The sequence below is a fragment of the Candidatus Frankia alpina genome (assembly GCF_902806485.1).
GTDB lineage: Bacteria > Actinomycetota > Actinomycetes > Frankiales > Frankiaceae > Frankia > Frankia alpina.
Map to the genome: position 1 here is coordinate 72,805 of NZ_CADCWT010000001.1, position 25,570 is coordinate 98,374.

Below are 25,570 nucleotides of genomic sequence, written 5' to 3' on the forward strand. Positions count from 1 at the left end.
GGATGCGGCGCCCGGCCGTCACCGTCTCTATGCCGTGGGACCCGTCGGAATCGGCACCCATGAGCCATCGACACGCGCGGAGGGGGCACAGAGTAGACCGGGAGGAACCATGTCCCCGATCCACGCCCTGCAGTCCGAGGGCACTGGAATCGACCTTAGTGGCAGCGCCCTCGGCCTGGTCGCCGGTGTGGCGATAGTTGCAGCCCTCGCGCTGCTCGTCGCCGGCTACCTGGCACGGGAGGTGTTGGCCGCCAGCCCCGGAACCGCGCGGATGGTGGAGGTCGGGCAGGCGGTTCAGGAAGGCGCTGCGGCCTACCTCAGACGGCAGTTCAAGACGTTGGCAGGATTTGTCGTCGTCATCCCCTTTGTCCTGTTGCTGCTTCCGTCCGACGATACCGGGGCCAAGGTCGGGAGATCGGTCTTCTTCGTGGTCGGCGCCCTCTTCTCGGCGCTTGTCGGTTTTGTCGGGATGTGGCTCGCGACCAGGGCGAACACCCGCACGGCGGCCGCGGCGATGACCCACGGAGAGAGGGCCGCCGTGCGCATCGCCTTCCGGACAGGCGGCGTCGTGGGCATGTTCACGGTCGGTCTCGGCCTGCTCGGCGCCGCTGTCGTCGTGCTCGTCTTCCGGGACACCGCGCCGCAGGTACTGGAGGGGTTCGGATTCGGAGCCGCTCTGCTCGCGATGTTCATGCGGGTCGGGGGTGGCATCTTCACCAAGGCCGCGGACGTCGGAGCCGACCTGGTCGGAAAGGTCGAACAGGGCATCCCGGAGGACGACCCGCGCAACGCGGCGACGATCGCCGACAACGTCGGCGACAACGTCGGCGACTGCGCCGGTATGGCCGCGGACCTGTTCGAGTCCTACGCGGTGACGCTGGTCGCAGCGCTGATCCTCGGGGTGAGCGCCTTCGGCGAGCGAGGGCTGGTGTTCCCGCTGCTGATCCCGGCCGTCGGGGTCGTCACGGCGGTCATCGGCATCTTCGCGGTATCGCCACGGGCCGGCGACCGCAGCGGGATGGCCGCGATCAATCGCGGCTTCTTCACCTCCGCGGTGGTGTCGGCGATCGGCGTGGTGATCGTCTCGGTGCTCTATCTGCCGACGGACTTCGCCGGATTCCCCGGACTCGAGTCCAGCACCCAGTCCGGCAATCCGCGGGTCATCGCGATCAGCGCCGTTCTTATCGGCATCGTGCTCGCCGCGGCCATCCAGCTGCTCACGGGATACTTCACCGAGACGACCCGCCGGCCGGTGCGGGATGTGGCCCAGGCATCGCTCACCGGACCGGCCACGAACATTCTCGCCGGCATCGGTGTCGGCCTGGAATCCGCGGTCTACTCCTCCCTGCTCATCGGGGCCGCGGTCTTCGGCGCCTATCTGCTTGGCTCGGGCAGCGTCACGATCGCGTTGTTCGCGGTCGCGCTGGCGGGCACCGGACTACTGACCACGGTGGGCGTCATCATCTCGATGGACACCTTCGGCCCGGTGAGCGACAACGCCCAGGGCATCGCCGAGATGTCTGGCGAGATGGACGAGCAGGGCAGCGCCATCCTGACCTCCCTCGACGCCGTGGGCAACACCACGAAGGCCATCACGAAGGGCATCGCGATCGCCACCGCAGTCCTGGCCGCGACCGCGTTGTTCGGCTCGTTCACCGACACGGTGACCAATGCTCTCGGCGACGCCGGCGTCCGCCCGGAAACCGGGCGAGGGACGGTCGGCGGACTGAACATCGCCTATCCCGACGCTCTGGTCGGGCTCGTCATCGGCGCGGCCGTCGTCTTCCTGTTCTCGGGGCTCGCCATCAACGCGGTGGGCCGTGCGGCCGGCCGGGTCGTGATGGAGGTGCGCAACCAGTTCCGCACCAGGCCCGGAATCATGACCGGCAGCGAGAAGCCGGACTACGGCGCGGTTGTCGACATCTGCACCAGGGATTCGCTCCGTGAACTGATTACCCCGGGGACGCTGGCGGTCCTGGCCCCGATCGCGGTCGGCTTCGGCCTCGGTTATCCGCCGCTGGGGGCGTTCCTCGGCGGTGCCATCGCCGGCGGCGTCCTGATGGCCGTGTTCCTGGCGAACTCCGGCGGCGCGTGGGACAACGCGAAGAAGCTCGTCGAGGACGGGAACTACGGCGGGAAGGGCTCGGAGGTCCACGCCGCGACCGTGATCGGCGACACGGTCGGCGACCCGTTCAAGGACACCGCCGGGCCGTCCATCAACCCGCTACTCAAGGTGATGAACCTGGTCAGCCTGCTGATCGCACCGACGGTGGTGAAGTACTCGGTCGGCACCGACCGGAACACGCCACTGCGCATCGGCATCGCCCTCGCCGCGGTCGTCGTCATCGTCGCGGTGATCGTCGTGTCCAAGCGGCGCAGCTCGATGATCGCTGGAGATCCACCGGCCGCGCAGGCGGCAGCCCCGAGCTCGGAAACGATCAACGTCTGACCGCGATCCCGACCATCGACACAGCCGGGCACGGGGACAGACACCGGGGATCAGTCACCCAGAGCAACATTCGGGGGCCTGCGGTGGTGACTATACACCACCGCCGCACACTCTCGTGCGGGCCCGGTCGGGCCGTCCAGGCGTCATCGGGTGCGCCGTGGGTAGGCGTCGGGCTACCGAAGCCCTATCCGGACGGGAAGCTTCGCGGAATCCAACAGCGGCGTACGGTGCTGCGAGGCACCGCTTGCACACCGGCGGCCGCCGCCTGCCCGATCAGCACCCGCCGGACGCACGTTCGCCAGGCCACGCCAGATCGGGCACCGGGCACCACCCAAGCAACATCCGCCATATCCGGGACCTACGCTTCGCCCACCGGTCATCGCACCGAGCACGCTGCACCGAGGAGAGAAGTGCGACCGCGCACGAAGACGACGACACCGACGACCGCGCGGTCATCCGCCCCGGTCGCCGAGCCCGGCGAGCCCACCAGGACCGGCCCCACGCCGAGCCCGGACGCAAGCGCGGCCTCAGCAGAGGTGCCCACCAGGCGTACGAGCGGCCGGGCCGCTACGAGCCGAGCTGCGACGGGAGGCACGACGGCCGGCCGGCCGGCGACCGGATCGAGCGGCTCCGCCGGTGCCGCGCCCAAGCCGACCCCAGGTACGGGCATGCGCCTGGTGATCGTGGAGTCCCCGGCGAAGGCGAAGACCATCGCCGGCTACCTCGGCCCGGGCTGGCAGGTGGAGTCGAGCATCGGCCACATCCGCGACCTGCCGCGCAGCGCCGCCGATGTCCCAGCCGCGCACAAGGGCAAGCCGTGGGCCCGGCTCGGCGTCGACGTCGACAACGACTTCGAACCGCTTTACGTTGTCACGCCGGACAAGAGGCTGCAGGTCAGCAAGCTCAAGGCGTTGGTGAAGGACGCCACCGAGCTCTACCTCGCGACAGACGAGGACCGCGAGGGCGAGGCGATCGCCTGGCACCTGCTCCAGACGCTGAAGCCGACGGTGCCGGTGAAGCGGATGGTGTTCCACGAGATCACTCCGCAGGCGATCCGCCGCGCCGTCGACAACCCCCGCGAGATCGACGAGAACCTGGTCAACGCACAGGAGACCCGTCGCATCCTGGACCGCCTCTACGGCTACGAGGTCTCCCCCGTGCTGTGGAAGAAGGTCATGCCGAAGCTGTCGGCGGGCCGCGTTCAGAGCGTGGCGACCCGGGTCCTGGTCGAGCGGGAGCGGGCCCGGATGCGGTTCCGCTCGGCGGAGTACTGGAACATCGAGGGTCTGTTCGGCGCAACGGTCGCCCGCCAGAACTGGCCGGCAGGAACCGACGGCGCGGACGCAGGCGGAGCCGGCTCGGGCGTGGAACGCACTCCGCTGCCGGCGACACTCGTCGCCCTCGACCGCAACCGGATCGCCACCGGCCGGGACTTCGCACCGACCGGCGAGCTGACCACGTCCGGTGTGACCCGGCTGGACGAGGCGGGCGCGGGCGCCCTGCGCGACCGGCTGGCCGATGCGGCGTTCGCGGTGCGCTCGGTGGAAACCAAGCCGTACCGCCGTTCGCCGTACCCGCCGTTCATGACCTCCACGCTGCAGCAGGAGGCGGGCCGCAAGCTGCGATTCTCCAGCCAGCGCACCATGCAGATCGCGCAGCGGCTGTATGAGAACGGCTACATCACCTACATGCGTACGGACTCGACGAACCTGTCCGAGACCGCGCTCGCCGCGGCCCGTTCCCAGGCCGAGAGCCTCTACGGCGCGGAGTACGTGCCGGCCCGGCCGCGCACATACACCAAGAAGGTCAAAAACGCCCAGGAGGCGCACGAGGCGATCCGGCCCGCCGGCGATCACTTCCGCACCCCCGGGGAGGTCCGCGGCGAGCTCGACCTCGACTCCTACCGGCTGTACGAGCTGATCTGGCAGCGCACGGTCGCGAGTCAGATGGCGGACGCCCGGGGCACCAGCGCCACGATCCGGCTCGGCGCCACGTCGTCGGCCGGAGAGAACGCGGAGTTCTCCGCGTCCGGCAAGGTCATCACCTTCCCCGGTTTCCTGCGCGCCTACGTCGAGGGCGCGGACGACCCCGACGCGGAGCTGGAGGACCGCGAACGGCGCCTGCCCGACGTCCGCGCGGGCGACCCGCTCGAGGTCCGCTCGCTGACTCCCCGCGGGCACGCCACCAGCCCGCCGGCCCGATTCACCGAAGCCAGCCTGGTCAAGACGCTCGAGGAACTCGGGATCGGCCGGCCGTCCACATACGCCTCGATCATCGGCACGATCCAGGATCGCGGCTATGTGTGGAAGAAGGGCTCGGCGCTTGTGCCGAGCTTCATCGCGTTCGCCGTCGTCGGCCTGCTGGAGGACCACTTCGGCCGGCTGGTGGACTACCGGTTCACCGCGACGATGGAAGACGACCTCGACGACATCGCGGCCGGCACCGCGGCGTCCACCGACTGGCTGACCCGCTTCTACTTCGGCACGGGAGACGGCACGGGGAACGGCTCCGACCCCGGCACCGCGGCCGGGCTCAAGCACCTCGTGAGCGAACGACTCGGCGAGATCGACGCCCGCGAGGTGAACTCGATCCCGCTTGGCGAGGCCGACGACGGTACGACGGTCGTGGTGCGGGTCGGGCGGTACGGCCCCTACGTCCAGCACGGAGAGAGCCGGGCCAGCGTGCCCGACGACCAGGCCCCGGACGAGCTCACCGTCGCCCACGCGCTGGAGTTGCTGGCCGCCCCGAGCGGGGACCGGGTGCTCGGGGCGGACCCGGCGACGGGCGCGACGATCACGGCCAAGGCCGGCCGGTTCGGCCCGTACGTCACGACGGACACCGATCCGCCGCGCACGTCCAGCCTGCTGCGGACGATGTCGCTGGAGACGCTGGCCCTCGACGACGCCGTGAAACTGCTGATGCTGCCGCGCAACCTCGGCGCCGGTGCGGACGGCGAGGAGGTGACCGCGCAGAACGGGCGGTACGGCCCCTACGTGAAGAAGGGCGCCGAGAACCGGTCGCTGGAGTCCGAGGATCAGCTGTTCACGGTGACCCTCGCCGAGGCGCTGGCGCTACTCGCTCAGCCCAAGGCACGAGGCCGCCGAGCAGCCGTCCAGACGCCCCCGCTGCGCGAACTCGGCAACGACTCGGTCAGCGGCAAACCGATGGTCGTCCGCGAGGGACGTTTCGGCCCCTACGTGACCGACGGCGAGACCAACGCGAGCCTGCGCAAGGGCGACGCCGTCGAATCGATCACGGACGAGCGCGCCGCGGAGCTGCTCGCGGACCGCCGAGCCCGTGGTCCGGCCACCCCCAAGCGCGCGGCCCGAGGCACCGCCAAGTCGACGACGGCCAAGAGCGGCACCGCCAAGTCCACGACGGCCAAGTCCACCACGACGAAGCCGGCTGCGGCGAAGTCCACGACGGCGAAGACGGCCGCCAAGTCCGGCACCACCAAGAGCTCGGCGGCGAAGTCGGGCTCGACCAAGGCCGGCGCGGCGAAGGGCAGCGCGGCGAAGAAGGCCGGCGAGGAGTCGGCGGTCACCGGGTCGTCCGCTCCGGACGACGGCGGTGGCGGTGGCGGTGGCACCCGCCGGATGGGCTGATGGCCTCGCCGATCCGTCCGGCTCCAGGGCCGGCCGACGCGGCGGGGGACGACTCGGCGGCGACGACCGTGGGACCCCCCGCGGCCGGCTTCACCACGACCATCACGTCCCCCGCAGGCACGGATGGCCAGCCGGCTGCCGACCGGGCCTCGGACACGAGCGGCTCGACGGCGACGTCCGCGGACGGCACGATCCCGGACGGCACGATCCCGGACGGCGCCGACTCACCCACCGCCGAGCCGGCCATCGCCGAGCCGGCCACCGGCGAACAGGGATCCGAAGTCTTCAGCACCGTAAGGCCCGCCGGTGATGTCGGCGAGGGCCGCCGTGGCGGTGGCGGCCGGCGGCCACGGATCGGGCGCATGCCGAGCCGACATCCGGTCACGACCGTCCCCTCCCCGCCCTCCAGGGCGAGCAGTGCGGCCGGCGACGAGAGCGACATCCGCGCTGTGCTGCGGATTCCCGAGTTCCGCCGGATGTGGATCCAGCTCAGTCTGTCCAGCCTCGGCGACTGGATGGGCCTGCTGGCCACGACCGCGCTGGTCGCCCAGCTGCAGAACAGCTTCTCGGGCCAGGCGTACGCCATCGGCTCGCTACTGATCGTCCGGCTGATGCCGGCCCTGATCCTCGGACCGCTCGCCGGCGCGCTCGCCGACCGGCTCGATCGCCGGATGACCATGGTCGTCACGGACGTGATCCGCTTCGGGTTGTTCGTCTCGATCCCGCTCATCGGCACGCTGGAGTGGCTGCTTATCGCGTCGTTCCTGGTCGAGGCGGTCACTTTGGTCTGGGCTCCGGCGAAGGACGCCAGCGTCCCACACCTGGTTCCGCGGGAGCGGCTCGCCGCGGCGAACACGCTCAGCCTGATCATGACCTACGGCACGGCCCCGCTAGCCGCCGCCATCTTCACCCTGCTGGCGACGATCTCGCGGACGCTGGGCTCGAGCGTGTCGTTCTTCCGGGACTCCTCCGTCGATCTCGCGCTTTACTTCAACGCGGCGACCTTCCTCGGCTCGGCCATCGTGATCTGGGGGCTCAAGAACATCGGCCGGGCCGCCCGCCCGGACACCGGTCCCGAGCCCGGCTTCCTGGCATCGATCACCGAGGGCTGGCGCTTCGTCGGGCAGGACCGGCTGGTCCGCGGGCTGGTCGTGGGCATCCTCGGCGGGTTCGCGGGAGCCGGTTGCGTGATCGCCCTCGGCCGGCTCTACGTCGGGATCCTCGGCGGCGGTGACTCCGCGTATGGAATTCTGTTCGGAGCAGTGTTCGTCGGGCTGGCCGGTGGGATGGCCGCCGGGCCGAAACTACTCGGCGACTACAGCCGAACCCGCCTGTTCGGCGTCTGCGTCACCGGCGCCGGCATCACCTTGGTGATCGTCGCGATCATCCCGAACCTGGTCATCGCCTGCATCCTGGTGGTGGCCGTGGGGGCCTTCGCCGGGGTGGCCTGGGTGACCGGTTACACGCTGCTGCAGGCCGAGGTCTCCGACGAGCTGCGGGGACGGACCTTCGCCCTGGTGCAGTCGCTGGTACGCGTCGACCTGCTGCTGGTGCTGGCGGTCGCGCCCGCTCTCGTCGGGCTGATCGGCTCGCATGGCATCCATCTGTGGGGCGACATCACCGTGCGGGCAGACGGCGTCACCGTCGTCCTGCTCGGCGGCGGCCTGCTCGCGGTCGCGGTGGGGCTGTTCGCCTACCGCCAGATGGACGAGCGGGTCGGGGTCGCGGTCTGGCCGGAGCTGTGGAGCGCGCTGCGCGGCCGGAAGCCGGCGCCGACCCGGCCACGTCACTCCGGTCTGTTCGTCGCGGTGGAGGGGGCCGAGGGGGCCGGCCGATCCACCCAGGTGGAACTGCTGCGCTCCTGGTTGGCCGCCAGCGGGCGCGAGGTCGTCGTGACCTCCGGTTCCGGCGCCACCGCCACCGGCGCGAGGCTGCGGGAGCTGCTGTTCGACCCCTCGGCACACCTGCACCCCCGCACCGAGGCGCTGCTCGCCGCCGCCGACCGCGCCGAGCACGTAAGCCGGGTGATCGAGCCGGCGCTCGCCCGGGGCGCAATCGTCATCACGGACCGCTACGTCGATTCGTGGGTCGCCTTCCAGCGCGCGAGCCGGTCGGTCGACGCCGCGGAACTGGCCGTGCTGGCCCAGTGGGCAACCCAGGCCCTCATCCCCGACCTGACCGTCCTGCTGGACCTGCCCGCCGAGCTCGCGTTGCCACCGGAAACGGGCGTTACCCCCCAGTTCCTCGCGGGCGAGCATGACGGCGCGCGGGCGCACGCCGACGCCGACCCGGCCACGGCCACCGACGCGGCCATCAACGGGATCGGCGGTAAACCAGGCGTCGAACCAGGCCGCGGATCCGGCGACCGCTCGGGCGAGGAGATAGGAGCCGAGATGCTCGCCTATCGCCGCCGGGTGCGCGACGGGTTTCGCCGGCTGGCTCAGGAGGAGCCCGCGCGTTACCTCACCGTCGACGCGACCCGCCCCCGGGACGAGATCCACGCCGAGGTCCGCGCGATCGTGGCCGGCCGGGTCAAGCGCCGGGCCGCTCCCCTGGGGGCCTGAGCCGGCCAGCGGCTACCCCGCCGTCCCCGGGCGGGGGGATGATGTGACCCGTGACCGTATGGGAGACGCTGGTCGGCCAGGAGGCGGTCGTCGCGACGCTGCGGACGGCCGCGGTGGCGGCGTCCGCCGGCATCCGGGCGGCCGCGGGCGGGGGTGACGGCCCGGCCGGCGCGCGCTCCGGGATGACCCATTCGTGGCTGTTCACCGGCCCCGCCGGCGCGGGGCGACAGGAGGCGGCGCGAGCGTTCGCCGCCGCTCTTACCTGTGAACGGGAGCCGCCCGGCTGCGGGGAGTGCAATGGCTGCCACACCGTGCTCACCGACACCGCCACCGACCTACGCACCGTCACGCCGGAGGGGTTCTCGCTCGGGGTGACGGATGTCCGCGCCCTGGTCCGGGACGCCGCCAGCGCCCCGACCGCCGGCCGCTGGCGGATCCTGCTGCTCACCGACGCCGACCGGCTCACCGAGGCGGCGGCCAACGCGCTGCTCAAGGCATTGGAGGAGCCGGCGGAACGCGCCGTGTTCCTGCTGTGCGCGCCGTCGGTCGAGGACGTGCTGCCCACCATCCGCTCCCGCTGCCGGACGGTCGCGCTGCGGCTGCCCTCCGCCGCGGACGTGCGCGGCATGCTGCTGCGGGAGGGGATCGACGACCGGCTGGCGCAGACGGCAGCCCGGGCGTCGCAGGGGCACCTCGCGCTGGCCCGCCGCCTCGCCACCGACGAGGCCGCCCGGGCTCACCGGGCGGCGGTGCTACGCATCCCGAGCCGCCTTGGCCGCGTCGGGGACTGCCTGGCCGCGGCCGCGGAGCTCGTGGGTGCCGCGAACGCGGACGCAGAGGCCGCGAACACCGAGCGAGACGAGGTCGAGACGGAGGCGCTGAAGACGGCACTCGGCGTCGGTGCGACGGCCACCGGCGGCAAGTCGAGGTCGGCTCGGGCACCGAAGGCCGGCGCGAAGGCCCGGTCGATGGTCGTGCGGGGTGCGGCCGGGGCGCTCAAGGAGCTGGAGCGGACCCAGAAGAGCCGCGGGCGGCGCACCGTCCTCGACTCTCTCGACCGCGCCCTGGTCGACCTCGCTGGTCTTTACCGCGATGTGCTCGCGGAGCAGCTCGGCGCGCCGGTCGACCCGATCCATGCAGACCATGCGGCCGAGGTCGCGGGCCTCGCGGCGGGCTCGACACCGGAGCAGATGCTGCGGCGGCTGGAGGCCGTGCTCGCGACCCGGGCGGCGCTGGCCGACAACCCCGGCCTCGTCCCGCTCCTCGCGGTGGAATCGCTGGCCCTCGCCCTGCGCGACGGCTGACGCCGGCCGCCGCCGCTCACTCAGAGACCGCCGCTTACTCAGAGACCGCCGCTCGCCGACCGCCGACCGCCGGGGCCAAATGGGCAGCCAACTCGCGAGTCCCGGCATACTCTGATCTGCGACGCATATCACGCCCACAAGCGGCTCCGGCATGCCCCGCTCGACCGGCGCTGCCGCACATCGGGCCCGCCTCCCAGGCGGGCCACCGTTCCGGCCCGCGGGCCAGGGGAGGTGACGGGCCGGATGCCGATGATGTGCGCGGTGGCGTTCTCCCCGCGCGGCAAGCTCTACTACGCAGATCCGGGTACCCACACCCCCCGGGTCGGCGACCAGAGTCCTCGTGCCCACCGACGATGGTCCCGAGGTCGCCACCTGCATGTGGGCACCGCAGTGGGTCTCCGAGGACATCGGCGGCCTGCCCGTGCTGGCGGGAATGGCACAGACGGCCGACGTGCAGCGCGCCGAGCTGTCCCAGCGTCGGCGCGCCCGCGCTCGGGTCGCCGCCCGCCGGCTGGCCCGGGAGCACAACCTGCCGATGAAGATCGTCGGAGTCGATCACGTGCCGGACACCGGCGGCTACACGATCTACTTCAGCGCCGAGACCCGGATCGACTTCCGGGAGCTGGTCCGCGACCTGAACCGGACGCTGGCCGCGCGGGTGCGGCTGCGGCAGCTATCCGCCCGGGACGGCGCCCGAGTGCAGGGCGGGATCGGCTCGTGCGGGCGCGACCTGTGCTGCGCCACGTTCCTCACCGACTTCGAGCCGGTGAGCCTGCGCATGGCCCGGGATCAGAACCTCGCCCTCAACCCGATGCGCATCAGCGGGGCCTGCGGCCGGCTGATGTGCTGCCTGCGCTACGAGCACCCGCTGTACGAGGAGTTCGCCGGGGCCGTGCCCGCCGTCGGAGAACGGGCCTGCACGCCCCAGGGCGAGGGCCGAGTCGTGCGCCACGACGTGCCACGCGAGCAGGTGGTCGTCGTGCTCGACGGCGGCACGCGGACCTCCTGCGAACGAGCCGACGTGTGCCCGTCCCGGCAGGCGCACGAGGCCGCCTACGCCCCACACAAGGCCGAGCCCCGCTCCGATCCCGGCCCCGCTCCGTCCGGCGTCGACCATGCCAGCGCCCACGAGGGCGCCGGTGGCGCAGGCGCGCACCACGTCGCCGCCGACCTCGAGGAGGCGGAGTAGGACGGGGTGCCAGGCGGCGGCCCGGGACATTCCCGCCGACGCTCCCGGCACCGCCCCCGCCCCTGACCGGTCAGAGCACCCGGCAGATCACGGGTCGAACCGGTAGCCCATCCCGCGCAGCGTGGTGACCAGCCGTCGCTGCGGCGGGCGGCCCTCCACCTTGGTGCGTACCCGCCGGACGTGCTCGGTCACGGTGGCAGGGTCCTGGAAGCGGGTACCCCAGACCTGTTCGAGCAGCTCCTCGCGGCTGAAAACCCGTCGTGGGTGGCGCGCGAGGAAGGCCAGTAGCTCGTACTCGCGCGCGGTCAGGTCGATCCGCTCGCCAGCGACGGCGACCTCACGGGCGCGCAGGTCGATGGACACGTCGCCGTACACGAGCGGGTCGTTGCCGTCCCCGCTGCGTTGGGGCGGCGGCTCGGCGGGCCGACGGCGTAGCCGGGCCCGCACCCGAGCGACCAGTTCCCGCAGCGAGTAGGGCTTCACGACGTAGTCGTCGGCCCCCAGCTCCAAGCCGACCACGCGGTCGACCTCCTCGGCCCGCCCGGTGAGCATGATCACCGGTACTTCGCTGGTCTGGCGCAGACGGCTCAGCACGGCGAAGCCGTCCATCCGCGGCATCGCGACGTCCAGCACGACCAGATCGATCTCCGTCGTCTGGAACAGCCGGAGGGCAGCTTCGCCGTCCGCCGCCTCCAACACGCGATAGCCGAATCGTTCGAGGCTGCGCGCAAGTGCCACGCGCGATGCCTCATCGTCCTCAGCGACGAGGAGCGAGGCTCCTCGTGTCGCCGCTGCTGCTGGTGCAGCGTCCCCGGCCCCGGTCATGGAGCAAAACCCTACGCATCCTCATCGGAACAACTGCAAGCGGGGTAGCGGTTTGGGGCGTTCAGTATGGCTAGGAGCCGAAAATCATGACAAATACTGGATTGAGTGAGAACCGATCGTCATGTCAGCGGCTTCCTTCTCGACCTCCGATGACGCACTGATGGGGTGGGATCGTCGGATCGTTCCCGAATTTGCCCCCTGACCTCGCTCGAATCGGTGCCCGCCGTTGCCGGGTGCCCGCCGTGGATGGGAGACCTTCGTCGCCGGGCGCAGGCCGCGGACGGGAACGGGGCGGACATCGGGGCCGGCCGGCCGGCTCCTCGTCCGCCGCGCCGAGCAGCCACCCGAGCACCACCGGTCGGCACCGCCCAGGCATCTGGCATACTCGACCCGGGCCAGTGCGATCCTGGCCGATCGCCGGAGTAGCTCAGTGGCAGAGCAATCGCCTCGTAAGCGATAGGTCGCGGGTTCAATCCCCGCCTCCGGCTCACTCCCCCTTCAGAACGTTCCTGGCCCTCCAGAGCCGGCCCTGGCCGGCACGCGCTGCGACAGCTGGGGCACGCTCAGCGTGGCGTATACGGCGCCGCCGGGTGCGACAATCGATCTCATGACCATGGACGTCACGGTCCCCTCGTACGTGGTGCGTAACCGGGTTGAGCGCACCGGCCCGGCGATTCGCGCCGCGCTCGATCCCGAGCAGCGCGCCGAGTTCGAGGCCGACTTCCATGCGGCCGCCGTCGAGACCGACGACACCTTCGACCTGGCACCACTGCACCGGGTCATCGACCGCTGGTGGCCCCAGGCCGTGCTCTGCGCCAACCCGGAGATCCAGGTCGGCATCGACGAGGACCGGCGCCGCATCGCTGCCGGTGATCCGACCGTGATTGCCGAGGTCTGGTATCCGCCCGGCCATCCCCAAGCGCCACACGTGGCCTGATGGCCGTCCACGGGGTCCGCTGGGTCGACTACGCCCGCGATCAGAGGAACGACCTGCCCGCCGCAGTGCGAGCAGCACTCGACATCGCACTGCGACGGATTGTCGAGGATCCGCGCCGCCACGGCACGTACAGCAAACGAGACGACCAGTGGACAGCAACCTTCGGTGATGGCTTGGGACTCGCCCTCTACACCATCGAAGATCGCTGGATCACGATCACCGTGCTCCGCGTGACCTGGCTGAACGGCTGATCCACCGCCGCCGGCCGGGGGTCGCCGGAAGGCCGGCGCGAGGGACGCCTCCTCATCCACGAAACCCCGCGGGCCCGTGCATGCAGAGGCGTCGCCGCCGCGCCGGTCGGCCGATCACGCAGACTTGGGCTCGGCCTCCTGGTCATGCCCGTCCGCCCCGGCGGCCTCCGAGTCGTGCAGCCGCTTGATGGAGGCGAGGATCTCCCGCTCGGCCTCCTTGCGGTCCACCCAGGACGCGCCCTCGACCGACTTGCCGGGCTCCAGGTCCTTGTAGACCTCGAAGAAGTGCTGGATCTCCAGCCGGTCGAACTCCGGCAGGTGCCGCAGGTCCCGCAGATGCTCCTGCCGCACGTCCGCGACCGGGACGCACAGGACCTTGTCGTCCGGGCCCTTCTCGTCGGTCATCTCGAACATGCCGATCGTCCTGCACCGCACCAGGCAGCCCGGGAAGGTCGGCTCCTCCAGCAGGACGAGCGCATCCAGCGGATCCCCGTCCCGCCCGAGGGTGCCCTCGATGAACCCGTAATCCGACGGGTAGTGGGTGGAGGTGAACAGCATCCGGTCGAGCCGGATGCGCCCGGTGTGGTGATCCATCTCGTACTTGTTGCGCTGACCCTTGGGGATCTCGATGGTCACATCGAACTCAAGGTCCACTCCGCTCCCTGTCTCCTTCATGCTCAGGCCGGCCCGGTCCGCGCCGGACGGCCGCCACGTGGAACTTGCTCGCCAGCCTCCGGCGAATGCCGGATTCGCCTGCTCCGGCTGCTGCCGGGGCACCGCGGCCGGATGCCGCGCGCCACCGACGGCGGGCACACGCCGGGACACCCGACGGACGCGGCGAAGTGTCGCGGACGACGACCGCCGCCCTCCCAGTGTCCCGGAAGCGCGCGGCCGACGAGCGGGAGCCCGCCTCGCAGGCAGATGTTCCCCCGCCGACCGTTGGCGACCCGCCGGGCGGGCGGGAAAGCGCGCCGGACCGCCGCGGCCGGCCGGACCCGACCGCTGGTCACCAGGACCGGCGCGGGTCGACTCACGGTTCGCGCCATACGGTGACACAGTGGCCCGCCATGCGCCACCGGGGACGCCCCGCGCCGGACTGCCAGGCATCCACTCGCAGCGGCTCACACCCGCCGCGGCGGGTGGCGGCGATGTCGCTCACCCGCCTTGCGTAGTGTCCGGCGAGTGACGTCAGCTGCGCCGGTCGCTCGGATAGGGACGCTCACCGCACTCGCCAGCGCCCTGCTCGCCGGTTCCCTGTCCGCCGGTCCCGCCACCGGCGAACCCGTCCCGCCCGGCGCCGGATCGGCGCGGGCGGGCGCCGCGGTCCTCGCAGGTCTGGACTCGGCCGCGCCCACGCCCCGGCCGGCGGCGGTCGCCGCCCGCCTTGCCGGTCCGCTCGGCGACCCCGTCCTCGCCGGACCCGCCGCCTTCGTCGTCGACGCGCTGACCGGTCGCGTGCTGCTGGACAACCGCGCCCGCATCCCGGCCGTGCCGGCGTCGACGCTCAAGACCGCGGTCGCCACTGCGGCGCTCGTCACGTTCCCGGACACCCGGCTGCGCACATCGGTGCTCTACAGCCCGCCGCCGGGCGCCACCGGCCGCGCGCCCGGCGGCACGCTGTGGCTCGTTGGCGGCGGCGACCCGACGCTGACTGCGTCGACCGAGACCGGCGGCTACCCGGCGCTGGCCCGGCTCGCCGATCTCGTCGGCCAGGTCCGGGCGGCCGGCATCACCTCGGTGGCCCGGGTGGTCGGCGACGGGTCGTTGTTCGTCGGCCCGGACCGGACACCGGGATGGCGCGACAACTACGTGACTGACGGTGACGTCACGCCGGTCTCCGCCCTGGAACTCGACGCGGGGCGCTCCGCCCCGGGCGCCGAGGGCCCGCGCAGCCCCACCCCGGCGGCGGCGGCGGCGTCGGCCTTCGCCGGGGCGCTGGCGGCCGCCGGGATCCCGGTCGGCGCGGTCGGCCTCGGGTCCGCCGAGGTGGGGGCGGCCCGCATCGCCTCGGTGGACAGCCCGCCGGTGCGGGTTCTCGTCGAACGCATGCTCACCGCGTCCGACAACGACCTGGCGGAGTGCCTGGGCCGGCTGGTCGCCCTGCGGCGCGGCCTGCCGGCGTCATTCGCCGGGGCCGCACGGGCCGTGACCGAAACGGTCACCGAACTCGGCATCCCCACGGCGGGGATGTCCCTCAACGACGTCAGCGGCCTGTCCACCACCGATCTCGTCGCACCCGCCACCCTCGTGGCGCTGCTGCGCGCGGCGGTCATCCCCACCCGGCCCGCCCTGCGAACCGTGCTGACCGGCCTGCCGGTCGCCGGCTTCTCCGGCACCCTGAACGACCGCTACGCCACCGCGGACACGGCGCCCGGCGCGGGCGACGTCCGGGCCAAAACCGGCACGTTGCGCAATGTCAGCAGCCTCGCCGGCCAGCTCGTCGACGCCGACGGGCGGCTGTTGCTGTTCGCCATCCTGTCCCCGGCAGAGGAGGCGGGCGGTACTAAGGCCGCGCTCGACCGGGTCGCGGCGGCGCTCGCCGACTGCGGCTGCCCCGCGCCGGCACCGGCCGCACGTGGCGCGCCGACCGTCCCGGCCCGCTGAAACGGGGCGATCCCGGGAACCGACCGGCCCGGCCGGAGCCCGCGCCGCGCCCCGGGGTCGGCGACGCGGGAGCAGAGCGCCGGCCGGCCCGGTACGCTCGGATTCGTGGACGCCGAGCTGGTCGACTGGGAACTCGCCGTGACGACGGCGAGAAGGCTGGTCCGCCCCGGCCCGCAGATCACCCGAGAGCAGGCCGGCGAGGTCGTCGCCGAGCTCCGCCGCCTCGCGGTGGAGGCCGAGCGGCACGTGGAGGACTACACCCGCCTCGCGCCCGCAGGCCCCATCACCCCCATCAACGTCGTCGACCGGCCCGAATGGGTGCGTTCCAACGTCGCCGGCCTGCGGGTGCTCACCACGCCCCTGCTCAGCAAGCTGTCCGATCAGCAGCGAGGCACCTTCTCCACTGCCGTCGGTCGGCGGGTCACCGGCATCCAGCTCGGCACGGCGCTGGCCTATCTCGCCGGCAAAGTACTGGGCCAGTACGAGGTGTTCCTGCCGCCCGAGGAGTACCTCACCGGCCCCGGCGGGTCGGCCACCCCGGACGCGGTCGGTCGACTGAGCCTGGTTGCGCCCAACATCGCCCATGCCGAGGCCACGCTGGGCGTCGTGCCGCGTGACTTCCGGATGTGGGTCTGCCTGCATGAGCAGACCCATCGGACCCAGTTCACCGCCGTGCCGTGGCTGCGGTCCCACCTGGAGTCCGAGATCACCGCGTTCATCGAGGCCACCGATCTCGATCCGAACGTCCTGGCGGACCGGGTCCGTTCGGCGGTCGCCGCGGTACGCGGGGCGGTGTTCGACCGCGACGCCGACGGCCTGAGCGTGGTCGAGGCGCTACAGACCCCGGCCCAGCGGGCGGTGCTCGACCACCTCCAGGCGATCATGACGCTGTTGGAGGGCCATGCGGACCAGGTGATGGATGCCGTCGGGCCCCGAGTCGTTCCCACCGTGGCCGACATCCGGTCGAAGTTCGAGGGCCGCCGCGACGGCGGCTCGCCGCTCGACCGGTTCATCCGCCGCCTACTCGGGCTGGACCTCAAGTTCCAGCAGTACCGCCAGGGCGGCGCCTTCGTGCGGGCCGTCGTCGCCGAGTCCGGGGTGACGGGCTTCAACATGGTCTGGGAGTCACCAACGACGCTCCCGACCCGCGCGGAGCTGGCCGATCCCACCTCATGGATGCAACGCGTCCTGGGCAGTCGCCCGTCGATTTCGGCGTGACGGCCGTGGTCCGCGGGATGCCCTCCTGCGCGTCCAGCTGCCGGCCGACTCGGTGACCCGGTCCGCCACCGGCGGTGACCAGCCTGGTGCGGCGGCCGGGCCGGCCGGCACCTCACCCGCCCAGCCGGCGCGGGCCGGCCGGGCGCCGGATCCCGCGGTGGCCGCGGTCCGGCTCGCGGTCCGCAACGCGGTCGCCGATCTCGACCCGGGCGAGCTGGTGCTGGTCGCCTGCTCCGGCGGCCCGGATTCGCTGTCTGTCGCTGCAGCGCTCGCCTTCGTGGCCCCCCGCCGGGCCCTGCGAGCCGGGCTGCTGGTGGTCGATCACGGCTGGGATCCCGGCTCGGCCGAGCGCGCACGCGGCGTCGCCGAGCTGGGGCGGGTCCTCGGGTTGCGCCCCGTGGAGGTGCTCACCGCGCACGCGCCGCGATCGGAGGGCGCCGCCCGCGATGCCCGCCGCGGCGCGCTGCTGGCCGCGGCCGACCGGTTGGGCGCCCGCGCCGTGCTGATCGGTCACACCCTGGACGATCAGGCCGAGACGGTGCTGCTGCGCCTCGCGCGAGGCTCGGGGGCCCGCTCGCTCGGCGGGATGCGCCCACGCGACGGCCTGCTGCGCCGCCCGCTGCTGCGCCTGCGTCGTGCGCAGACCCGGGCCGCCTGCCTCGCCGAGCGGCTGCCGGTCTGGGACGATCCGACCAACTCCGATCCGGTGTTCGCCCGGGCACGGGTACGTCACCGGGTCCTGCCCCTGCTGGAGGCCGAGCTCGGACCGGGCATCGCCGAGTCCCTGGCCCGCGGCGCCGAGCTGCTGCGGGCCGACGCGGACGCGCTGGACACGGCGGCCACCGATGCCTATGCCGTCACCGCCGCCGTCACCGCACCAGGCGGCCCGGGCTCGGGCCCGAGAACCGGTCCGATCGCCGCTGCGGCCGCCGATTCGACCGGCGGGGAGGTCGGCTTCGGCGTGGCGACCCTCGCCGCCCTGCCCGCCGCGATCCGCGGACGCGTGTTGCGCCGGGCCGCACTCGACGTCGGCGCCTCGGCGTCGGCGTTGCGCGCCGAGCACGTCTGGGCGGTGGAGGAACTCGTGACGCGCTGGCGCGGCCAGAAACCTGTGCCCCTGCCGGGCGGTGTCCTCGCCCGGCGCTGGGCGGACCGGATCACACTCACCGGACCAGTGACTCCGCCGTGGCCACCCGCCGGACCCGCCGGCCGTGGGCCGGATTCCGCCGCAGCGGCGTACCTCGAGGAGGACGATCAGGTGAGTCAGTCCACGACGGCGACGCCCGACGCCGGCAGCCCCCAGGACGGCCCGCCGGTGGCCGCGACGCACCCCGACATCGACGAGGTCCTCGTCACCGCCGACGAGATCGCCACGAAGATCGCCGAGCTCGCGGCCCGGGTGGACGCCGACTATGCCGGCCGAGAGATCCTCCTGGTCGGCGTGCTCAAGGGCGCCGTGATGGTGATGGCCGATCTCTCCCGGGCCCTTACTGTGCCGCTGACCATGGAGTTCATGGCCGTCTCGTCCTACGGATCGTCGACCTCCTCCTCCGGGGTGGTGCGCATCCTCAAGGACCTGGACCGCTCGATCGAAGGCCGCGACGTGCTCGTCGTGGAGGACATCATCGACTCGGGCCTGACCCTGTCGTGGCTGCTGAAGAACCTGCGCTCGCGCGGGCCCGCCTCGCTGGAGGTGCTGGCTCTGTTCCGCAAGCCGGAAGCGATCACGGTCGACGTGGACGTCCGGTATGTCGGCTTCGACATTCCCAGCGCCTTCGTTGTCGGGTACGGGCTTGATTACTCCGAGTACTATCGAACGCTCTCCTTCGTCGGAACCCTGACGCCCGCGGCGATCGAACGCAGGGCCCCGGCCTGAGCGATCCGGGCGGGGCAGCCCGGCCTCGAGGCCGCAGGTGCGCCCCCGTGCGCCACCAGATCGTCCAGCCCGGAACAGTGCGGCCCGCCGGTCCGTTGGTCGGATGTACGCGCGGTGAGACGCACGTACCGGCGGTACCCTCGACACAAGGGAATCCCGATCGAGGGCAGTACACACGTCAGGAGGGTGGAGCGCTCGTGTCCGGCGCTCCAGACAGATGACTCCAAGAAGAATCTTCCGCAGCTGGGTGCCACTGCTGCTCCTGGTCCTGTTCGTGATCATTCTCACGACCGGTGTCCTCTCGGGTCCCAGTGAGTACGGCAAGCGAGACCTGAACTTCGTCCAGCAACAGATCGACGAAGGCCGGGTGACGAAGGCCAAGATCGAGGACTCGAAGCAGCTCATCCAGATCCAGACGAAGGACGGCCGGAAGTTCGAGTCGTCCTATGTCACCGAACAGGGTGTCGTTCTCGCCAATGAGCTGCGGAACAAGCGCGTCGCCTACGACGTCTCCGTCGATCACGGAAACATCCTGGTCTCCCTCCTGCTGAACCTGCTGCCCGTGCTGCTGGTGGTCCTGCTTCTGTTCTTCTTCATGAACCAGATGCAGGGCGGCGGCAACCGGGTGATGAACTTCGGCAAGTCCAAGGCCAAGCTGGTGAGCAAGGACACGCCGAAGACGACCTTCACGGACGTGGCCGGCGCGGACGAGGCAATCGAGGAGCTCCAGGAGATCAAGGAGTTCCTGGAGAACCCGAGCAAGTTCCAGGCGATCGGCGCAAAGATCCCCAAGGGCGTTTTGCTCTACGGCCCGCCGGGCACCGGTAAGACCCTGCTGGCCAGGGCCGTCGCCGGCGAGGCCGGCGTGCCGTTCTACTCGATCTCGGGTTCCGACTTCGTCGAGATGTTCGTCGGTGTCGGCGCCAGCCGGGTCCGGGACCTGTTCGAGCAGGCCAAGGCGAACGCGCCGGCGATCATTTTTGTCGATGAGATCGACGCCGTCGGCCGCCACCGCGGTGCCGGGCTCGGCGGCGGACACGACGAGCGCGAGCAGACCCTCAACCAGCTCCTCGTCGAGATGGACGGGTTCGACGTCAAGGGTGGCGTCATTCTCATCGCGGCGACGAACCGGCCCGATATCCTCGACCCGGCGCTGCTTCGGCCCGGCCGGTTCGACCGCCAGATCGTCGTCGACCGCCCGGACCTGCTGGGTCGCGAGGCCATCCTGCGGGTCCACGCCAAGGGCAAGCTGATCAGCCCGGATGCCGACCTGATGGTCATCGCCCGGCGCACCCCGGGCTTCACCGGTGCGGACCTGGCCAACGTGCTCAACGAGGCCGCCCTGCTCGCGGCCCGGTCCAACCTGAAGTTCATCTCCTCGGCGCTGCTGGAGGAGTCGATCGACCGGGTGATGGCCGGCCCGGAGCGCAAGACCAGGGCGATGAGCGACAAGGAGAAGAAGCGCATCGCCTATCACGAGGGCGGGCATGCCCTCGTGGCACACGCGCTCCCGAACTCCGACCCGGTGCACAAGATCACGATTCTGCCGCGGGGCCGTGCGCTCGGCTACACGATGCAGCTCCCGCTGGAGGACAAGTACCTGTCGACCCGCTCGGAGATGCTGGATCGGCTCGCCGTGCTCCTCGGCGGCCGCACTGCCGAGGAGCTGGTGTTCCACGACCCCACTACCGGGGCCAGCGACGACATCGAGAAGGCGACGCAGATCTCCCGGGCGATGATCACCCAGTACGGGATGAGCGACAAGCTCGGCGCAATCAAGTTCGGCAGCGAGAACAGCGAGGTCTTCCTCGGCAAGGAAGTCGGGCACCAGCGCGACTACTCCGAGGAGGTCGCCAGCGAGATCGACGTCGAAGTCCGCCGTCTCATCGAGGCCGCGCACGACGAGGCCTGGGAAATCCTGGTCACCTACCGCGACGTGCTCGACAATCTCGTGCTGCGGCTGATGGACACCGAGACGCTGAGTAGGGACGACGTCGCGGAGGTCTTCGCAACCGTGCAGAAGCGGCCGGTGCGCGGCACCTACACCGGCGTCGGTCGGCGTATCCCCTCGGACCGCCCGCCGGTGCAGACTCCGGCCGAGCTGGGGCTGGTCTCCTCCGACGTCGCCGACCTGGTGAAGGACCCCGGCCACGGCAACGGAGCCACCGGCCGCACGGGCAACGGTGCGCCGGGTGCGCCCGGGGCGGATCCGGCCGGGCACGGTAATCCGGCTGGTCCGGGCGGGAATGGGAATGGGAATGGCGGCCCCGGTGGGCATGGTTATCCCCAAGGGTCGGGTTACCCGCAGGGCCAGGGTTCCCCGGCTCCCACCGGCGGCGAGGGTCCACCCGAGGGCCCGCGGATCGCTAACCCATGGGCCCCGCCGAGCTGGCCAAACGACGACGACAGGAGACGCCGTTGACGTCCGATTCCCCCGAGGTGTTCACGGACGAGCGGGTGGACTCCGGCGCGTCGCCAGAGCTGAATGGCACCGAATCGGACGGCTTCGCCCTCGCCGGTTCCAGCACTCTTGGCAACGGCGCGAACGCTGAGGCCTCCCCGGCCTCGCCAATCCGGGACCGGGGCCGGCCGCAGCAGGTGCGCCCATTCGATCACGACCGGGTGGCCCGCGCCGTGCGCGAGCTGCTCATCGGAATCGGTGAAGATCCGGACCGTGAGGGTCTGCGAAAGACGCCGGATCGCGTCGCACGGGCCTACCGCGAGGCGGTGGAGGGACTGGGGCGGGAACCGTCCGACGTCCTGACCACCGTCTTCGACGAGGGCCACGACGAGATGGTGCTGGTGCGCGATATCGACTTCTCGTCGCTGTGCGAGCACCACCTGGTGGTGTTCTCCGGCCGGGCGCACGTCGCCTACATCCCGAACAACAGGGGGCAGATCACCGGCCTGTCCAAGCTGGCCCGCTTGGTGGATCTCTACGCCCGCCGGCCGCAGGTCCAGGAGCGGCTGACCTCCCAGATCGCCGACGCCCTCGTCGACGTGTTGGAACCGCGCGGGGTGATGATCGTCGTCGAGGCGGAGCACCTGTGCATGTCGATGCGGGGGGTGCGCAAGCCGGGCGCCACCACGGTGACCTCCGCGGTGCGCGGCCAGTTCCTCAGCACCGCGACGCGCAGTGAGGGCATGTCACTGATCCTGGGCAGCCGCCGCTGATCCCCCCGCCCCCGGGGAGGAAGTGGAGGCGAACGAAGGCGGCGGAGCGGGCGTTACAGCCGGCAGGCCTGAATGCTGGAGACGAGGATTCCGCGGGCGCCTAGGTCCCACAGGTCGTCCATAGTGCGGTTGACCTCCGCACGGGGCACCATCGCCCGCACGGCGACCCACTCCTCCCGCTGTAGCGGCGATATCGTCGGCGATTCGTAGCCAGGCGTGATGTCACACGCCTTATCCAACACCGCGCTCGGCACGTCGTAGTCCATCATCACGTATCGCCGAGCGACGAGGACGCCCTGCACACGGCGCAGCAACCGCTCGTGCGCCGTGGACAGCTCCGCCCCCCGCTTGGCAATGATGATCGCTTCGGACCGCAGGACCGGCTCGCCGAGTAGCTCCAGCCCGGCGGCCTGCAGCGTGCGGCCGGTCTCGACCACGTCGGCGACCGCGTCCGCGACCCCGAGCCGCACCGCCGTCTCCACCGCGCCATCGAGGGTCACGATGTTCGCCGGGGTGACGCCGCGGCCGGCGAGATCCGCCCGCACCAGCGCCGGAAACGACGTGGCGATCCGCTTGCCCTGCAGCTCCGTCACCTCCGCAAGCGTGCCCTCCGGGGCGGCGTAGCGGAAGGTGGCGTGCGCGTACCCGAGCGGCAGCAGCTCCGCCGCGGCGGCGTTGCTGTCCAGGAGCAGGTCGCGACCGGTGATTCCGAGGTCGAGACGCCCCGAACCGACATATACGGCAATGTCGCGCGGCCGCAGGAAGAAGAACTCGATGTCGTTCTCGACATCGGTGATAACCAGCTCCGCGGACTCACGCCGGGCGTTGTAGCCGGCGTCTGCGAGCAACTGGCTGGAGGCCGCAGAAAGCGACCCTTTATTCGGAACCGCAATACGAAGCATCGTCACTACTCGGCGTCTACGGGGAAGGACAGGGGAGTGATCACAGGTGGGAGTATACGTCGTCGAGGGAAAGACCCAGCGAAACCATGAGGAGCTGACTCCAGTAGAGCAGCTGGGAGATCTCCTCTGCGGCCCGTTCGCGACCTTCGTACTCGGCCGCCATCCAAGCCTCGGCGGCCTCCTCGACTAGTTTCTTGCCGAGATGATGAACGCCCTTGTCGAGAGCGGCGACCGTTCCCGAGCCGGACGCCCGGCGCTGCCATTTGTCGGCAACCTCGGCGAAGAGTTCGTCGAATGTTTTTCCGCTGGCTGTATTCGCCTCGGCGGCAGTGGGCGTGCTGCCGATCGCCGCGCCGGGATCGCCGGCGGCGCCGCCGAGACTGAGCGGATCCCCGTCCGCCCCGGGTCGGGAGAGACCACCGGACGGCGACGACCCGGGGCGATCGGCAGGAACCATGCTCGGCATGCTACCTGTCACCGGGTCGTCGACATCCGCGCCGAACACCTGCATCGGTCGCGGACACCGACAGCCATGACCGGACGTGACCGGACGTGACCGGAGTTCCCTCGCCGCCGGCCAGCGGCCGGGGACGATGCTGGCGGATTCCACCGTGCCCGCGACGCGTTGCTGGTTGACTGGGTCATTGTGTTCCCGCCTGCCCTCGTCGCCACGGATCTGGACGGGACGCTGATCCGCAGCGACGGCACCGTCTCGGCGCGTACCCGCGCGGCCCTGCGGCGGGTGGAGCAGTGCGGGGCGACCGTCGTGTTCGTCACCGGGCGGCCGAGCCGGGTGATGGCGGGCGTCGTGGCGCAGACGTCGGCCTCCGGCCTCGCGATCTGCGCAAACGGAGCGCTCGTGTTCGACCTGGACTCGGGCGTGCCGGTCAGTCACCGGTACCTGGAGCAGGCCACCGCGCTGCGGCTGGCCCGCGCCATCCGCGCCGCGGTACCGGACGCGGCGTTCGCCGTGGAAAGCGGCGTCCGGTTCGGCCGGGAACCGGCCTTCGAGACGATGTGGCCGGATCCCGGGGAGCTGGTCGCGGCGTTCCCCGAGCTGCTGCTGACCCTGCCGGCGACGAAGCTGCTGGTCCGCCGCGGTGGTCAGCCGTTCACCGGGGTGTACGACGTGATCGTCGATCTTGCCGGGACGAACGCCGTGGTCACGACGTCGAGCCTAGACCTCGTCGAGATCGCCGGGCCGGGGGTGTCCAAGGCCGTGGCGCTGGCGGAGCTCGCCGCCGAGCGGGGAATGACCGCCCGCGACGTCATCGCCTTCGGCGACATGCCGAATGACCTGCCGATGTTCGCCTGGGCCGGGTACTCGGTCGCCGTCGCGAACGCCCACCCGGACGTCCTCGCCGCCGCCGACGAGGTCACCGCGTCCAACGACGAGGACGGGGTGGCGGTCATCCTGGAGCGGCTGTTTCCCGCGGTGGGGTGAGATCGTCGCCCGGGGTGGGATCGGCCGCCGCCGGGGCGGTGTTCGCGGCGGTTCGGGTGGTCGCGGGGTCCGCGATGGCGGGGCGGCGGGGTGCGAGGAGTTCGGCGTAGTTGCGCGTGTACCTCGCAAGAATCTCGTGGAGGTCGGACGCGGTCAGCTCCGCATACTCCTCGAAGATCTTCGCGTAGATCCGAACCTGGTCCGGATGGCTGTATCCGGTGGCTTCCAGCGTCTCGACCACGACAAGGCTGTCATCCAGAATCGTGAAGCCCTGCACGTGCGGGTACTCCAGCTCGGCGGAGCTCGGCACGATCCGTACAGTGACGTTCTCCAGTTCTGCCACCGTGGCAATCCGCTTAATCTGGGCGATCATGTATTCCGGTGGCGCGAAACGGTTGCCGAGGACCGACTCCATCAGGATGAACTCGAACCGACGGGTCGCGTCGTACAGCAGATTCTGCCGCTTGATCCGCAGGCTAACCTTCTCCGCGGTCCGCTGGTACCACGCGCCCTCGTCGCCACCGGTGGTGATGCGGTGGTAGCCGTTCACGACTCGGCGGGCGTATTCGCTGATCTGGATCAGCCCGGGCAGCAGGATCGGCTCGAACTCGCGGATGAGCGTCGCCTCCCGCTCGGCGTCCAGGATCTCCTCCTGGTCGAGGCTCATGCCCTGCCTGCGCGTCTCCACCCCGGCCGCGCGGCGGCGGGGCCCGCGGCGGTGGACTGCAGCCGCTCGGCAAGGTCGACCAGATGGCGGACGAGGTCGGGCGGGGCCTGCAGCGTACGGGCGATCCGGTCGACGTCGGCGGGGCTGGGTCGCAGCAGGCCATTCTCAATCTTGGAGATCGTGCTCTGGCTGATGCCCACGGATGAGGCGAGCGCCTGGCCGATCATCCCACGGGAGTGGCGCAGTTGCGCGAGCTCGAGCCCAAGCCGGTCCGGCGGCGTGGCGTCGGATGCAGCCGCCGCCCGGGGCACATCCCCGCCCTCCATGACCACCTCCGAGGTTGGTCCGTCCACGCCGGCCACCGCGTGCGCCCCGACGGTTACGCCTGTGCCGGCAGGTCGCGCGCGGCCGCCAGGAACACGCTGCGGGGGATGCGCACCAACATTTCGCCGGGGGGCACCTCGCCAGTCGGGATCCGCTGATCCGCTACCGCGTACCCCTGGACGAAGATGTCCTGATCCTCATCGTTCACATACACCGTGGGGCAGTTCGCGCTGGCAC

At 71.4% G+C, this 25,570-nt stretch carries 20 protein-coding genes and 1 tRNA gene; 14 read left to right on the top strand and 7 right to left on the bottom strand.

Annotation, left to right across the window (positions count from 1 at the left end; genetic code table 11):
• The first annotated feature begins 109 nt into the window (after nucleotides 1-109).
• The 5 genes from G6R25_RS00315 (at nucleotide 110) to G6R25_RS28565 (ending at nucleotide 11,111) form a co-directional block, all read left to right on the top strand.
• Nucleotides 110-2,449 (top strand): sodium-translocating pyrophosphatase, encoded by a 2,340-nt coding sequence (locus tag G6R25_RS00315; protein WP_136446784.1) that lies wholly within the window; start codon nucleotides 110-112, stop codon nucleotides 2,447-2,449.
• A gap of 410 nt (nucleotides 2,450-2,859) precedes the next feature.
• Nucleotides 2,860-6,054: a type I DNA topoisomerase gene (gene topA, locus G6R25_RS00320; protein ID WP_163551196.1), complete on the top strand. Its 3,195-nt coding sequence runs from the start codon at nucleotides 2,860-2,862 to the stop codon at nucleotides 6,052-6,054.
• Complete coding sequence (gene tmk, locus G6R25_RS00325; RefSeq protein ID WP_205446759.1) at nucleotides 6,054-8,618, top strand: dTMP kinase; 2,565 nt, start codon at nucleotides 6,054-6,056, stop codon at nucleotides 8,616-8,618. Before topA ends, tmk begins: the two co-directional genes overlap by 1 nt.
• 50 nt (nucleotides 8,619-8,668) lie before the next feature.
• Nucleotides 8,669-9,922: a DNA polymerase III subunit delta' gene (locus G6R25_RS00330; RefSeq protein ID WP_163551197.1), complete on the top strand. Its 1,254-nt coding sequence runs from the start codon at nucleotides 8,669-8,671 to the stop codon at nucleotides 9,920-9,922.
• Between the two features lie 340 nt (nucleotides 9,923-10,262).
• On the top strand, nucleotides 10,263-11,111 hold the full coding sequence (locus tag G6R25_RS28565) for a PSP1 domain-containing protein (RefSeq protein WP_419469284.1): 849 nt from the start codon (nucleotides 10,263-10,265) through the stop codon (nucleotides 11,109-11,111).
• Nucleotides 11,112-11,198: 87 nt separating this feature from the next.
• Here G6R25_RS28565 and G6R25_RS00340 read toward each other — a convergent pair whose 3' ends face one another.
• Nucleotides 11,199-11,936 (bottom strand): response regulator transcription factor, encoded by a 738-nt coding sequence (locus G6R25_RS00340; RefSeq protein ID WP_009741721.1) that lies wholly within the window; start codon nucleotides 11,934-11,936, stop codon nucleotides 11,199-11,201.
• Between the two features lie 416 nt (nucleotides 11,937-12,352).
• Here G6R25_RS00340 and G6R25_RS00345 point away from each other — a divergent pair.
• From G6R25_RS00345 to G6R25_RS00355, 3 genes are all read left to right on the top strand, one after another.
• Nucleotides 12,353-12,424: transfer RNA gene (locus G6R25_RS00345), tRNA-Thr, on the top strand.
• A gap of 119 nt (nucleotides 12,425-12,543) precedes the next feature.
• Nucleotides 12,544-12,873 (top strand): DUF6247 family protein, encoded by a 330-nt coding sequence (locus G6R25_RS00350; protein ID WP_163551198.1) that lies wholly within the window; start codon nucleotides 12,544-12,546, stop codon nucleotides 12,871-12,873.
• Nucleotides 12,873-13,124 (top strand): hypothetical protein, encoded by a 252-nt coding sequence (locus G6R25_RS00355; protein ID WP_163551199.1) that lies wholly within the window; start codon nucleotides 12,873-12,875, stop codon nucleotides 13,122-13,124. Before G6R25_RS00350 ends, G6R25_RS00355 begins: the two co-directional genes overlap by 1 nt.
• A gap of 114 nt (nucleotides 13,125-13,238) precedes the next feature.
• On the opposite strand, the gene G6R25_RS00360 is transcribed toward G6R25_RS00355, so the two are convergent.
• Complete coding sequence (locus G6R25_RS00360) at nucleotides 13,239-13,778, bottom strand: inorganic diphosphatase (protein WP_163551200.1); 540 nt, start codon at nucleotides 13,776-13,778, stop codon at nucleotides 13,239-13,241.
• A gap of 528 nt (nucleotides 13,779-14,306) precedes the next feature.
• Between G6R25_RS00360 and dacB the strand changes: the two genes are divergently transcribed.
• From dacB to folE, 5 genes are all read left to right on the top strand, one after another.
• On the top strand, nucleotides 14,307-15,728 hold the full coding sequence (gene dacB, locus G6R25_RS00365) for a D-alanyl-D-alanine carboxypeptidase/D-alanyl-D-alanine endopeptidase (protein ID WP_163551201.1): 1,422 nt from the start codon (nucleotides 14,307-14,309) through the stop codon (nucleotides 15,726-15,728).
• Nucleotides 15,729-15,833: 105 nt separating this feature from the next.
• A complete protein-coding gene (locus G6R25_RS00370; RefSeq protein ID WP_163551202.1) occupies nucleotides 15,834-16,946 on the top strand; it encodes a zinc-dependent metalloprotease in 1,113 nt (370 codons plus the stop codon).
• A 52-nt stretch (nucleotides 16,947-16,998) separates the two neighbouring features.
• Nucleotides 16,999-18,822, top strand: a complete 1,824-nt coding sequence (gene hpt / locus G6R25_RS00375; RefSeq protein WP_163551203.1) for a hypoxanthine phosphoribosyltransferase — start codon at nucleotides 16,999-17,001, stop codon at nucleotides 18,820-18,822.
• 217 nt (nucleotides 18,823-19,039) lie between these two features.
• Nucleotides 19,040-21,244, top strand: coding sequence for an ATP-dependent zinc metalloprotease FtsH (gene ftsH / locus G6R25_RS00380; protein ID WP_163551204.1), 2,205 nt, complete (start codon nucleotides 19,040-19,042; stop codon nucleotides 21,242-21,244).
• On the top strand, nucleotides 21,241-21,996 hold the full coding sequence (gene folE / locus G6R25_RS00385; protein WP_163551205.1) for a GTP cyclohydrolase I FolE: 756 nt from the start codon (nucleotides 21,241-21,243) through the stop codon (nucleotides 21,994-21,996). Before ftsH ends, folE begins: the two co-directional genes overlap by 4 nt.
• A 53-nt stretch (nucleotides 21,997-22,049) precedes the next feature.
• Here folE and hisG read toward each other — a convergent pair whose 3' ends face one another.
• On the bottom strand, nucleotides 22,050-22,898 hold the full coding sequence (gene hisG, locus G6R25_RS00390) for an ATP phosphoribosyltransferase (RefSeq protein WP_163551206.1): 849 nt from the start codon (nucleotides 22,896-22,898) through the stop codon (nucleotides 22,050-22,052).
• A 40-nt stretch (nucleotides 22,899-22,938) separates the two neighbouring features.
• Nucleotides 22,939-23,409, bottom strand: a complete 471-nt coding sequence (locus tag G6R25_RS25870) for a phosphoribosyl-ATP diphosphatase (RefSeq protein ID WP_235947016.1) — start codon at nucleotides 23,407-23,409, stop codon at nucleotides 22,939-22,941.
• Between the two features lie 117 nt (nucleotides 23,410-23,526).
• Here G6R25_RS25870 and G6R25_RS00400 point away from each other — a divergent pair, with 117 nt between their 5' ends.
• The gene (locus G6R25_RS00400) at nucleotides 23,527-24,342 is read left to right on the top strand and encodes an HAD family hydrolase (protein ID WP_235947020.1); all 816 of its coding nucleotides are present in this window, start codon (nucleotides 23,527-23,529) and stop codon (nucleotides 24,340-24,342) included.
• Here the strand turns inward: G6R25_RS00400 and G6R25_RS00405 are convergent.
• From G6R25_RS00405 to G6R25_RS00410, 3 genes are read right to left on the bottom strand one after another with little or no spacing between them, the layout of a single operon-like run.
• The gene (locus G6R25_RS00405) at nucleotides 24,308-25,009 is read right to left on the bottom strand and encodes a DUF5753 domain-containing protein (RefSeq protein ID WP_235947017.1); all 702 of its coding nucleotides are present in this window, start codon (nucleotides 25,007-25,009) and stop codon (nucleotides 24,308-24,310) included. The genes G6R25_RS00400 and G6R25_RS00405 overlap by 35 nt on opposite strands.
• On the bottom strand, nucleotides 25,006-25,362 hold the full coding sequence (locus G6R25_RS25875) for a helix-turn-helix domain-containing protein (protein WP_235947018.1): 357 nt from the start codon (nucleotides 25,360-25,362) through the stop codon (nucleotides 25,006-25,008). The genes G6R25_RS00405 and G6R25_RS25875 overlap by 4 nt, the downstream gene beginning before the upstream one ends.
• Before the next feature lie 26 nt (nucleotides 25,363-25,388).
• The gene (locus G6R25_RS00410; RefSeq protein ID WP_235947019.1) at nucleotides 25,389-25,541 is read right to left on the bottom strand and encodes a hypothetical protein; all 153 of its coding nucleotides are present in this window, start codon (nucleotides 25,539-25,541) and stop codon (nucleotides 25,389-25,391) included.
• Between the last annotated feature and the right edge of the window lie 29 nt (nucleotides 25,542-25,570).